Annotated in this window: 16 protein-coding genes and 1 pseudogene; 6 read left to right on the forward strand and 11 right to left on the reverse strand. The window is 37.3% G+C overall.

All coding sequences use genetic code 11. The features are described from left to right. Nucleotides 1–22: 22 nt before the first annotated feature. Both ACQV1I_RS14640 and ACQV1I_RS14645 read right to left on the reverse strand, forming a co-directional pair. Nucleotides 23–268 (reverse strand): DNA cytosine methyltransferase, encoded by a 246-nt coding sequence (locus tag ACQV1I_RS14640; protein WP_328588866.1) that lies wholly within the window; start codon nt 266–268, stop codon nt 23–25. After that, entirely contained in the window at nt 265–480 is a 216-nt protein-coding gene (locus ACQV1I_RS14645; RefSeq protein WP_116335169.1) for a hypothetical protein, read from the reverse strand. Before ACQV1I_RS14645 ends, ACQV1I_RS14640 begins: the two co-directional genes overlap by 4 nt. 420 nt (nt 481–900) lie before the next feature. Between ACQV1I_RS14645 and ACQV1I_RS14650 the strand changes: the two genes are divergently transcribed. Next, a complete protein-coding gene (locus ACQV1I_RS14650; protein WP_147304284.1) occupies nt 901–2,025 on the forward strand; it encodes a DNRLRE domain-containing protein in 1,125 nt (374 codons plus the stop codon). A gap of 357 nt (nt 2,026–2,382) precedes the next feature. Here the strand turns inward: ACQV1I_RS14650 and ACQV1I_RS14655 are convergent, their stop codons facing one another. From ACQV1I_RS14655 to ACQV1I_RS14680, 6 genes are all read right to left on the reverse strand, one after another. Next, the gene (locus tag ACQV1I_RS14655) at nt 2,383–2,589 is read right to left on the reverse strand and encodes a hypothetical protein (protein ID WP_094699788.1); all 207 of its coding nucleotides are present in this window, start codon (nt 2,587–2,589) and stop codon (nt 2,383–2,385) included. Nucleotides 2,590–2,611: 22 nt separating this feature from the next. Next, nucleotides 2,612–3,253 carry a hypothetical protein gene (locus ACQV1I_RS14660; RefSeq protein WP_094699787.1) on the reverse strand — a complete coding sequence of 214 codons (642 nt, stop codon included), beginning with the start codon at nt 3,251–3,253 and terminating at the stop codon, nt 2,612–2,614. A 108-nt stretch (nt 3,254–3,361) separates the two neighbouring features. After that, nucleotides 3,362–3,535 carry a Spo0E family sporulation regulatory protein-aspartic acid phosphatase gene (locus ACQV1I_RS14665; protein WP_094699800.1) on the reverse strand — a complete coding sequence of 58 codons (174 nt, stop codon included), beginning with the start codon at nt 3,533–3,535 and terminating at the stop codon, nt 3,362–3,364. A gap of 232 nt (nt 3,536–3,767) precedes the next feature. Next, on the reverse strand, nt 3,768–3,935 hold the full coding sequence (locus tag ACQV1I_RS14670; protein WP_116335171.1) for an aspartyl-phosphate phosphatase Spo0E family protein: 168 nt from the start codon (nt 3,933–3,935) through the stop codon (nt 3,768–3,770). A gap of 284 nt (nt 3,936–4,219) precedes the next feature. Further along, nucleotides 4,220–4,360 (reverse strand): hypothetical protein, encoded by a 141-nt coding sequence (locus ACQV1I_RS14675; protein WP_161555128.1) that lies wholly within the window; start codon nt 4,358–4,360, stop codon nt 4,220–4,222. A 19-nt stretch (nt 4,361–4,379) separates the two neighbouring features. Then, on the reverse strand, nt 4,380–5,657 hold the full coding sequence (locus tag ACQV1I_RS14680; RefSeq protein ID WP_116335172.1) for a helix-turn-helix domain-containing protein: 1,278 nt from the start codon (nt 5,655–5,657) through the stop codon (nt 4,380–4,382). 263 nt (nt 5,658–5,920) lie between these two features. Here ACQV1I_RS14680 and ACQV1I_RS14685 point away from each other — a divergent pair, with 263 nt between their 5' ends. The 5 genes and pseudogenes from ACQV1I_RS14685 to ACQV1I_RS14705 all read left to right on the forward strand — a co-directional run. Next, a complete protein-coding gene (locus tag ACQV1I_RS14685) occupies nt 5,921–6,307 on the forward strand; it encodes a hypothetical protein (RefSeq protein WP_116335173.1) in 387 nt (128 codons plus the stop codon). A gap of 16 nt (nt 6,308–6,323) precedes the next feature. Beyond that, nucleotides 6,324–6,731: a peptidoglycan recognition protein family protein gene (locus ACQV1I_RS14690; RefSeq protein WP_236645910.1), complete on the forward strand. Its 408-nt coding sequence runs from the start codon at nt 6,324–6,326 to the stop codon at nt 6,729–6,731. Continuing rightward, the gene (locus tag ACQV1I_RS14695; protein ID WP_236645911.1) at nt 6,718–7,101 is read left to right on the forward strand and encodes an S-layer homology domain-containing protein; all 384 of its coding nucleotides are present in this window, start codon (nt 6,718–6,720) and stop codon (nt 7,099–7,101) included. The genes ACQV1I_RS14690 and ACQV1I_RS14695 overlap by 14 nt, the downstream gene beginning before the upstream one ends. Nucleotides 7,102–7,133: 32 nt before the next feature. Further along, nucleotides 7,134–7,448: a phage holin, LLH family gene (locus tag ACQV1I_RS14700; RefSeq protein ID WP_116335174.1), complete on the forward strand. Its 315-nt coding sequence runs from the start codon at nt 7,134–7,136 to the stop codon at nt 7,446–7,448. 135 nt (nt 7,449–7,583) lie between these two features. Then, a pseudogene (locus ACQV1I_RS14705) lies at nt 7,584–8,060 on the forward strand (M24 family metallopeptidase); the annotation flags it as partial. 166 nt (nt 8,061–8,226) lie between these two features. On the opposite strand, the gene sucD reads toward ACQV1I_RS14705, so the two are convergent. The 3 genes from sucD to odhB all read right to left on the reverse strand — a co-directional run bounded on the left by sucD (nt 8,227) and on the right by odhB (nt 11,695). Then, nucleotides 8,227–9,129 carry a succinate--CoA ligase subunit alpha gene (gene sucD / locus ACQV1I_RS14710; protein ID WP_116335175.1) on the reverse strand — a complete coding sequence of 301 codons (903 nt, stop codon included), beginning with the start codon at nt 9,127–9,129 and terminating at the stop codon, nt 8,227–8,229. Between the two features lie 20 nt (nt 9,130–9,149). Beyond that, nucleotides 9,150–10,310 (reverse strand): ADP-forming succinate--CoA ligase subunit beta, encoded by a 1,161-nt coding sequence (sucC, locus tag ACQV1I_RS14715; protein WP_094699783.1) that lies wholly within the window; start codon nt 10,308–10,310, stop codon nt 9,150–9,152. A gap of 140 nt (nt 10,311–10,450) precedes the next feature. Further along, nucleotides 10,451–11,695, reverse strand: coding sequence for a 2-oxoglutarate dehydrogenase complex dihydrolipoyllysine-residue succinyltransferase (gene odhB, locus ACQV1I_RS14720; protein ID WP_116335176.1), 1,245 nt, complete (start codon nt 11,693–11,695; stop codon nt 10,451–10,453). Nucleotides 11,696–11,699 lie beyond the last annotated feature (4 nt).

An 11,699-nucleotide genomic window follows, 5' to 3' on the forward strand; every position in this document is an offset into this window, starting at 1 on the left:
TAGGAGGGTGATTTAAATGGATTCAAAACAACGTTCTGCAAAGGAAGAACCAACGATAGTCCCAAGCATGTACGACATGATCCCCATGATTATAACGATATGTTTTTACAGCGTCAGCGTTCTCTTCTAAGGCAAATACAATATCAAACCCTGCTTGCTTAAAAACTAAATCCATAATGCCAGCACCACTAAATAAAGATCCTATTTGAAGAGGTATCGAAAGGTTTTTTAAACTCTCTTTTACTTTATGAAAGAAACCTTCATTTATATACTTGTAATATCTATTATTTTACTTTTACGCCCAAAAGTCTTTTTTATTTTATTACCAACCTTAGTTACAATACTTTCTTTCGCTTGCTGATACCCTTCTACAATGATCTGTTCTTCATAAATTTGAACTTGTAAGTAATCGCATTCTTTAAATACTGCTAACGCTTCTTTATTTCGTATATCTATTACCGGCTTAACTCCATCACTCATTTTTCTTTTAGAAACTGTATTATCGGCGATCTAATTGGGAAAACACTTGACTTTTGGAGATGAGGAAAATGACAGAATTAGATTTAATGTTAAGTTGAATGGAAAACAAGTATATCCAGCCACAGGCTTTACTGACCTCTATTTCACTCCCTTATAAATTCCAAACCACACTTAATTCTGAAGATATCGTTATTGAATCCACCAACACTATAGAAATCAATGCAGAAGATGAACCTGCCTCTGAATGTTAATTCTCAATACAATGAGAAGGTGTGATTATATTTGAACAATACTATGAAGGAGACGTTTTCTGTATGGGGGTTTAGGCAGCCTACCATTCCTGCTTCTATAAGTATCCCTATTTAAATCATTTTCCAGCCTTTATTACAATTACTCCTAAAAACAAAATGACAGGTCGCTTTGAAACTATCGAAGCGACCATTAGAAGTTCATGAGTTGGCTTCCATTAAAGATAGTACAATTCGTGAGGGCATCCCTACTCTTAGCTATGGGTCAGACCCTAGCATGTTAATTGGTAGGACTAATTCGGAGCGATTCCGTGGATTGGTTGGGTTTGATTTATCTAAGCTACCCAAAGGAAAAGAATTAAAACGAGCTAAGTTAAAGCTTTACTGTGGATACTTAGAATCGCCCATTAATCTTGCTTTGTTTGAAATTCTCGATGATTGGCGAGAACATGATGTTACATGGAGCAATCAACCACCTCAAGGCAGAAAGATAACTGAAAAGTACATTACTCATGCTGATGGATATATTGAAATTGATGTCTTCTCTTTAGTTAAAGAATGGTATGAAGGTAAAACACCCAATCATGGTGTTTTTTTATTTGCAGAGGAACAAAATGAGCAATCAACTATTCAATTGCAGACTAGAGAATCATCCACTCCCCCTATATTAGAAGTAGGATTTTATAAGCTCATATCCAGTTTAGCTTTAGGCAAACTACCAGCAACTTTGTCTATACGTGCAAACGGTGAGGATACCCTAACAGCTTCCATCAATGTAAACAGCAAATACAAAGCAAAAGACTTAGCTGCACAGGTATCTATCTTAAGAAAATCAGTAGATACCGAATTAAGCTGCTCAATGGATGTGGTAGGCAAGCGAAACAATACAATGTCTGCTTTCATGTCTATTGTGAAGAAAGCCAGAGACGCTACAGTTCCTGCTGAACTTACTGTAAGACGTTTAGAAGACACATCTTTACTAAGCTCTATGGCAATTGAGAAAAAGCCACGTATGGGGCATCTAGATGCTTCATTGACTGTACGTGTAGCAAAACATAAAGGGTTATTCTCCAATCTAAGCATTGAGAAAAAAGAACGTTTTAAACAACTACGTGCAAATATTAAAGTTGCTTATGTAAAGAATTTGCCATCTACCTTCAGTATCGAGAAGAAGGATAGAAATCGTGATCTTACAAGTTCATTGACTGTTCGACAACGAGAAATAATAAACTTAGTGGCTCGATTGTTATTCCATCAAGGAAGTTTTTCTCTAGTCAAATGTTTGTCCGACATGTAAGAGATTTCCCTTGTAGCATTCAGGTTAATTCAGGATTTTTAAATGCAGAAATCAAAGTTAGAGGATATCGGGATGTAAAAATTCCAGCTAGTATTACAGTAAGGGTAAGAAGAATTAGCGACATACATGCGAGGATTACTGTGAGGAATTTAAAATATGATTCAGATGCTGGCTATGTATTTATTTTGTAGGATGAGATTTAATAAATGAAAAAAGTAAGACCGCCTACGAGCCTGAGAAGCTTTAGCGGTCTTACATCACAGTGTTTAGAATGAGCCGCCCCATGGGGGAGATTCAATTAAATACAAAAGACATTTCCAAGGCAAATAATAGCTCATTGCCCTTAATTCATAATGTTCATTTTTGTTTAATAAATAAGCAAACAATTCCTATAACTAAGACAATAATTACAGGAAGTATCGTGCCCATTTCTAAATATTTTGTCCAATCTGGGTGGTAACTACCAATCATTTTGTCAACATACATGGTTAACTTTGCTATTCCTAATACTAGCGAGAGTCCAATCAGTCCTAACGAAGTTATAATTAATCCTGTTGTCTTCATATGCACCCTCCAAAGTGTACCATTAATGGGTTTGTTCAGAAACTTTTACATACTCTCCATTAACGTACTCAAAAATTTCGGTAAAGTAAGGTTTTTCCTCTTCTGGTGTAAGTGATGCATTCGTTTTATAATAATCTAGTTTAATTTCAGGCTTAATTGCCTCGTCTGCATAACCCTTTGCATATTTGTTTTGAGGATATGTGTTCCCTAAATCATAGAAATACTGTTGTTGATCTATAAGCGTACGTAGATAAGTTTTTCTGTAACTAGCTTTAACATATTCTCCTTTAGCAAGCGGTCTTGATGCCTTCTGTACTGTTAGTTGTACCTCGTCCCCTATTTCATATCCAACAGTAGCTGATATAATATCATTCCCAACTTGAATTGATCCACTTACTGAGTGAGAGTAAGAAGTAGAAATAGAAAATGAATCCACCTCTCCTGCACCTTTTGCTGGATAGCCGATATAGTCCACTATCCAATCACCTTTTGTCACTTTGCCAAGGTTCTCAGTACCGATTATTTTCCAGTAATAATACGTGGCATTAGATTGTACTTGCGGAAGTTTTGTGTGACTTTGTGATTGAGTCGGCTCATTCGCAGATACAACTCCCGTAGCTATCAAAGAAAGAGTAAACATTACAGGCAATACTTTTTTAAACATTTAAAAACCTCCATTTTAATTATATTACAACAAAAAATGGTATTACAAGAAGTAAAAGGTTTGGAATGCACTTATCTTTTTAACCTAGCAAAAATGCTTTTCTTGAATTTAATTATTGTTTTTTTGAAATGCAACGATGTTCTCATCTAATTGTTGGGTCATCTGCAATACTTCTGGATGTAAAAATGAGCCTTCTTTGTAATACAACATCTCTAATCCTTGACGTAGCAGATCAAAATGTTTCTGTAAATCATGTTCTAGTTGAGAATTTTCTGTTTTCATATTCTGTATGCGAGTGGTAAAACAAACTTGAGTAATATTTTTTTGCCAGCATCGCTTATCACTAGTCTTGTTTGCAGATGGCTCTTGACAGAAAGTACCCAAGTGAATTGTCCCAAATAAACATGTTGTAATTTCCCCTAGTCGTCTCAATGAATAGCTGAAAAACGGCTATAATAATTATACCCCTACTGGGTTTCATAAAGTTTTCCGTACAGCTATTCATATCGACAAACTAACGTCTAAGCTTCTGAAAGATAACGATGTATTCATCTAGTTGTTGGCTCATTTGTAGTACGGCTGGGTGTACTAACGAGCCTTTTTTGAAATACAATTGTGCTAATTCTTGGCGGAGGATTTCTATAAGCTTCTGTAGATCATCTTTTGATTTGAAATTTTCCATTTCTCTTTCCTTTATTTAAGTGATACAATAAATCCGAATAACAATTTTTGTTATTCAAGCTGGGGCGTTCCAGTTAGTATGCCGACTAGGGAACGTCCCTTTTGAATTATAAAAACAATTTCAAATCCTCCTTTTTTCCTCCTGTGGATTATTTTACCAAAAGATGCATGTTCGCCTTCAAAAAACGTGAATATGAAACGTTCTTCAAATTTCGACAAAAAATCACAAAATTTCCACAAAAAAAAGACGCTAATTAACAGCGCCTTGAAAAATCTTAGAATGAATTAGTGACCAGGATCAGCATTATTTGCACTCACACTGAAAAATACCTGATTTTCTGAGGGCTTTATTTCATCCACTGATAAAACGAAAATATTTGCGATTAAACTTAGAGATAATACCATTAGAGCGTATTTCTTTCTCATTGTAATCCTCCTTCCACTGTTAATTTTTCCCTCTTATTTCATTATACGCTTTTTCTAACTTTTTTACATATTGCAAATCAATTGGTCTTGATGTTTTGGAGAAGTGGGTGAAAATCTCTTGCAAACATTCCATTATCTCTGTAAGTGCGTTTATTTCACCGTATGCTGTTAAACTGTTAATGTAACTGTCCATACCTTCATCAAGAAGTCCTTTATTTATTTGGTAAGCGCCTTTTTGCCGATAGTATCTTGCAAGCGATGCCACTTTATAAGGTGTATGCGGATTATCTGGTAATAAGTCTTCTTCCTTGCTGATTATTTCATTTATTGAATCTGTGGTGTTCAAATGAGAATATATTCCCAGTAGTTCATTTACTACATGTATCTTATTGACTTTACTTAATTCAAGCATATATTGTTCCAACATTGGTAATGCTATGTCAAACTCTTTTTTCTTAGCTTTGGTGACTGCTTGTGTTATCATAGTTGATTCTGGGACAAAATCATGCTCAAATTCCCTAAAGACCTCCAGATGACTTTCAACATTGTCATAGCTATGTAGCTCAGAATATGAATTAATCATTGCTAAGTATGCTCTAGCCTTTAGCTCTGTATCTTTTTCTTCTAAAGGAATCCCAGCCTCACATAGTTCAATACATTCAAAGTATTTCTTAATGTTATGAGCATGTAGTGACATTCTGAAATAGAACGTTATTTTCTCACCGTCAGATAGAAAATCAATATAATGCAAACCTTCTTCTCCTACTTTAAACGATTCCTCCAACCGTTTTAAGTCCTCTCTCTCTATAAGGTATTTTTGATATAACCCTTTAGCTATATACATTGGTACACCATGTACTCTCGCATATTTAATTATAGTATTGTAAAGTGCTAATCTAGCATCATTGTTTGTAATAGTATTAGCAATTGCAAATATACCCTCTAATGATTCGAAGGTATCTTTTTTTGAATCTTCAAGGAACTTTAACGCCACTTTTTCAATCATAGAGGGACTAGAAATGTCAATCGCTTCCCAAAGAAAATCCTCAAAAATGCTATTTCTATGCTCAATCTCTATATAAAGTTCAATTACATCGTCATAAGGAATCTGTAACCCATCTGCAATTAATTTAAGGTTCCTTAGTTCAGGGCGTTTTGTTTCACCCGATTCAATCTTAGATAGTATCCCTTTACTAACCCCAATTTTCCTAGATACTTCTGACAAACTCAAACCTAAATTTATTCGTTTTCCTTTTATCAGTTCCCCCAACGTTGTGAAAGTTAAACTTTCAGCCATTTTAAGTTATTCCCCTTCCATAATTTATAAATAATTTCATTGATTCCTTTATTGATTTTAACTTAATCCTAACTTTATTGTATTTTTTTGTAAATAACAATAAAAAATATTAGATTAAATAATTTTATTTATTTTTTAAAACAAGAAAGGTGGTTTTCAAATTATAGACTCAAAACCTCACAAATCTACTCCTATTCGATGGAAAGGGGGCTAGTCAATATGTACAAGTTGCATATAACTCTACGTTGAAAGGAACTGTTACCATGTCCAGTAATCAAGTTTTAGAAGTGAAAATTGAGAATCTACACAGAGAACTCAATTCATTCAAAGAAGAGACAAAAGAAGATATCCGAGATATTAACTTGAGTATTAAACAAAGTGAGAAGCTTTTTAATGATGCCATTGTGACTATGACTGAAAACATTACCAAGCTAACTACTATTGCTGACCAACAACGTGAAGAGATGCGTCAGCAGCGTGAAGAAATTAGGCTCATTCGAGAATCTAAGTCTTCAGAAACAAAAGTGTCTCAAGGTAATGATGAAAAGAAATGGTATCAAGAAACCACTAATAAGTTAATTATGCTGATCGGTATCATCCTCTGTGTATTACTCGGATTGAATGCATCTGCTGTGAACTTTTTGCAATAACTGGAGGCGATTATATTTGAAAATAATTGAAAAACTACTTACCCCTAACGACTACTCCAGACCTCGTGTGAAAGTGAAAACGATCAAAGGAATTGTCATTCACTGGGTAGCTGCACCCATGCAAAAGGCAATCAATACATGGGGATTTTTTGAGAATCGTAAATTTGGAAAAACAAATTATGGATCAGCTCACTACATTATTGATTTAAATGGAGATATTTTGAGGTGTATTCCTGAAAATGAAATAGCATATCACGTAGGATCAAAAACATACACTGATTCTGCTTTGAAACGTTTAAGTACATATCCGAACAACTGCACGATTGGTATTGAATGTAACCATATAGATATGAGTGGGAAGATGACTTCTGAAGCTTATCAATCCTCTTTTAGAATTTTGTGTGCAGTTATTGAAACGTTATAACCTAACTGAAAATGATCTTTGGCTACATAAGGAAGTTGTTGGCTGGAAGGATTGTCATAGATGGTTTGTAAACAATCCTGATGAGTGGACTTTGTTTAAAGAGAAAGTTGGAAAAGCATTACACGGTGATACTTCTAAAAATACAACAACTATTACAAAAGAAAAGGTGGTATATATCATGTCAAAATACTTTAAAGACATTCCTGAAAAGATGAAATGGGTTTCTGATCCCGCTGATCGTTTGTATGAGAAAGGCATTGTACTAGGAGATGAGAAAGGTAATTTGCATCCAGATCAACCTGCTACTCGTGCCGAGGTAATTACTTTTATTGACCGAGCAGTTGAATACGTTCTAAAAGAAGTTAAATAAGAAAGCAATAATGTAAAAAGGAGTATGATAAAATGAGTATTTTATTAGGTCAAATCGTATTAGATGTAGCTCATCTTCTACTGTTAGCAGTAGGAACATGGGCTATTTTTTATTTAGTTAAGTTTCTAAAAGGTAAAATTAAAAAAGAACATGCATTACGTGCTGTGCAATATGTTGAGCAAGCTTTTGTTCATTTAAAAGGTTCAGAGAAATATAATGAGGCTGTTAAGTACTTTGTCGCTAGTATGGATCGAAAAAAAATTAAAGTAACCGATGAGGAAGTTAAAGGATTGATTGAATCTACTCTTCATGAATGGAAAAATGAATTGAACAAACAAATGAAGTAAAATAATTTACTCCTTCTGGCTATAACGCTGGAAGGGGATTTTTTTGTTTATGTGGGAATCTCCTACCCTCTCCAAAGCTTCATGATTCATACTGATGATCCAACTAGTCGGGGCGATAACGATACCGTAGCAGATCCAACAGAACGGCCGATTCAAGTAGGGGAACTACTACTAATCGATGCTGGGGTTTTTGTGAGTGGATATGTCTCTGATCTGACAAGAACGTTTGCTGTTGGAAAAATAAATCATGTACTTGAAGATATGTATGACACTGTCCTACAGGCTAATCTTCAGGCCATTGAAACCGTTCGTCCTCATACTCCTATCGCTAGTGTTGATCTCGCAGCCCGTGACATCATTGAAAACAAAGGATACGGAGAATATTTTATTAATCGTGTAGGTCATGGTATTGGCTTAGAAATTCATGAATATCCCTCAGTTCACAGTAAAGCGCAGGGCGTCCTTCAGGAGGGGATGGTTTTTACTATCGAACCAGGAATCTATAATCCATGCATAGGTGGGGTTCGTATTGAGGACGATGTACTAGTGACAGAAAACGGAGTCGAAGTATTAACTACCTTTCCTAAGGAGCTGCTAACCCTTAATTTTTAGGGGAAACCCAAATTAGAAGCCCAACTTTATCATCCTTTACTCTAAAAAGCGAAAACATTGTATGGATCAATGTTTTTGACACCAAATAAAAAAGGATAGAGCCTAGCCTTCATCTGCTCGCTCTACCCTTTTTTAAACTCTACTCTACCAGCTTAGCTTGGTACGATTAGTGAGTTTTGCACTTGTCATACAGGCCTTTTTCTTTTAATACGGAAATTAATAGCTCACCCATTACTGCAGGAGTCTCTGCTACTTTAATACCGCACTCGTTCATTACACGGATTTTTTCATCTGCTGTCCCTTTACCACCAGAGATAATAGCACCAGCATGTCCCATGCGTTTTCCTGGAGGCGCTGTACGTCCACCGATGAAGCCTACTACTGGTTTCGTTGCATGCTCTTTTACCCAAAGAGCCGCTTCCTCTTCAGCCGTACCACCGATCTCACCGATCATAATGATCGCATACGTTTCAGGGTCTTCATTAAATGCTTTCAGCACATCAATAAAGTTTGTTCCATTTACCGGGTCTCCACCAATACCTACTGCTGTTGATTGGCCGATACCTTCAACTGTTAATTGGTGTACCGCTTCATAAGTTAAAGTACCAGAGCGGGACACAATTCCAACATGGCCTTTTTTATGAATGTAACCAGGCATGATACCGATTTTGCACTCATCTGGAGTAATAACACCCGGGCAGTTTGGACCTACTAGGCGAGTTTTCTTGCCTTCCATGTAGCGTTTTACTTTTACCATATCGAGAACTGGGATATGCTCAGTGATGCAAATAACCAAATCTAACTCAGCGTCAACCGCTTCTAGAATCGCATCTGCCGCAAAGCGAGCTGGTACATAAATAACGGAAGCCGTTGCACCAGTGCTCTCAATTGCTTCTGACAAGGTGTTGAATACTGGCACGCCTTCTACCTCTGTACCACCTTTACCAGGAGTTACTCCACCTACGATTTTTGTGCCGTATTCCAACATTTGTTTTGTATGGAACAAAGCTGTTGAACCCGTAATACCTTGGACAATTACCTTTGTATCTTTATTAATAAATACGCTCACTTATTTTTTCCCCCTAACCATTAACCCACGAGTGATACAATCTTTTGAGCGCCGTCTGCCATTGAGTCAGCAGAGGTAATGTTTAAACCAGAGTCTGTTAGAATCTGTTTGCCCAAATCAACATTTGTACCTTCAAGACGAACAACCAATGGTACTTCAAGGCTTAATTGTTTCGCTGCCTCAACTACACCAGTAGCAATAATGTCGCACTTCATAATTCCACCAAAGATATTAACGAAAATTCCTTTTACATTTTTATCAGACAAAATGATTTTAAAGGCTTCCGTTACTTTCTCAGCAGTAGCACCGCCCCCTACATCTAGGAAGTTGGCAGGGTCTCCACCAAAGTGTTTGATAATATCCATTGTAGCCATTGCTAGACCTGCGCCATTTACCATGCAACCGATGTTACCATCTAGGGAAATGTAGCTTAAATCATATTTAGATGCTTCAATCTCTTTTGGATCTTCTTCTTCCAAATCTCTGTATTCCATAATGTCTTTATGGCGGTATAATGCATTGGAATCAAAATTCAGTTTTGCATCCAATGCCATTACGTTCCCATCGCCTGTTACGACTAACGGATTGATTTCAGCGATTGAGCAATCTTTCTCAACAAAAGCAGTGTACAAAGCTGTCATAAACGCTGCGGCTTTATTGATAAGCTCTGTAGGAATATTGATGTTAAATGCTAAGCGTCTAGCTTGGAATGGCGTTAAGCCAACTACCGGATCAATATATTCCTTAAAGATTTTTTCAGGTGTTGCAGCTGCTACCTCTTCGATCTCAGTGCCGCCTTCCTCGGAGCCCATCAATACCACGCGGGAAGTAGCTCTATCTAAAACTAGACCTAAATAATATTCTTTTTTAATATCGCAACCTTCTTCAATTAAAAGGCGTTTTACTTCTTTACCTTCTGGACCAGTTTGATGAGTTACCAACGTTTTGCCCAGAATTTCGCTTGCGTATGCTTTTACTTCATCTAGCGACTTAGCTACTTTTACACCACCAGCTTTACCACGTCCACCTGCGTGGATTTGAGCTTTTACAACGCATACTTTCGTACCTAGTTCTTTTGCTGCTTCTACGGCCTCTTCAACAGTGAAAGCTACTTTCCCGTTTGGAACCGCAACCCCATATTGTCGCAGAACCTCTTTTCCTTGATACTCATGAATGTTCATCGATTATCCTCCTGTTACCTGGTAGGAACCATTGTAATTCAACTATCTTGTACTACTTTTATAAAAAGGTCTGCCCCTCCCTCCTACTTGCTTCACCGCGCTCAGGCAAAGAAGAGGCAGACCGTATTCATACGTGAATATTAGCCTTCTAGCAATAGAGATTCTGGGTCTTCCAATAGGTTTTTCACTGTTACTAAGAATCCTACTGCTTCCCGACCGTCAACGATTCTGTGGTCGTAGGAAAGCGCGATATACATCATCGGTCTGTTTTCCATACGTTCTTGATCAATCGCTACTGGACGCGTCTGGATTGTGTGCATACCCAGTATACCTACCTGTGGAGCATTTAGAATTGGTGTGGACAATAGCGAACCGAATACGCCACCGTTTGTGATAGTGAACGTTCCACCTTGCAAGTCAGACAAAGCTAGCTTGTTGTCTCTTGCTTTTACAGCTAAATCACCAATTCCTTTTTCAATTTCAGCAAAGCTCATGCGATCTGCATCGCGAACAACTGGAACAACCAAGCCTTCTGGTGCAGATACAGCGATACCAATATCATAGAACTTCTTCAATACGATTTCATCGCCTTGAATTTCAGCATTTAGGAGCGGGAATTTTTTCAACGCACCAATAACTGCTTTTGTAAAGAAGGACATAAAGCCAAGCTTTACATTATTTTTCTTCTCAAACGCATCTTTACGTTTGTTACGTAGAGCCATAATCGCGGTCATATCTACTTCGTTAAAAGTAGTTAGCATCGCTGCTGATTGTTGTACCTCTACTAAGCGTTTTGCGATCGTCTGACGGCGGCGAGACATTCTTTGACGCTCAACTGGTTTAGCAGGGTTAACCTCTTCGGCTTGTGGCGCCGCTTTTGGAGCAGGGGCTGCTTGTTTTGGTGTAGCTACTTGCTGGCTTGGATCAAAAGTAGAAACATCATGTTTGCGAACGCGACCTAACGGATCCATTGTAGTAATTTCATTTAGGTCAATTCCGCGTTCTCTAGCATGCTTTCTAGCCGCTGGAGAAGCTACTACAGACTGTTTACTTTCTTCCTCTTGAGTAACAGCTGGTTGTGCTTTTACTTCTGGTGCAGGTTGTGAAGTTGGCGCAGGTTTGCTTTCCGCTTTTGGTGTTGATGCTGTTCCAGCTTCATCAATAACTGCAATGGTTTCACCCACTTTAACGGTGTCACCCTCTTCTTTTAATACTTGCGTTAACACACCTTCATTTTCAGCGATAATTTCTACGTTTACTTTATCGGTTTCCAATTCAAGTAGGATATCCCCCATGGCTACTGCCTCACCTTGCTGTTTAAGCCACTTACCTACTGTTCCCTCTGAAATGGATTCTGCTAATTCTGGTACTTTTACCTCTGCCATCTCT

It is taken from the genome of Brevibacillus sp. JB24b (assembly GCF_051713385.1).
In the GTDB taxonomy this organism is placed as follows: Bacteria; Bacillota; Bacilli; order Brevibacillales; family Brevibacillaceae; genus Brevibacillus_B; species Brevibacillus_B laterosporus.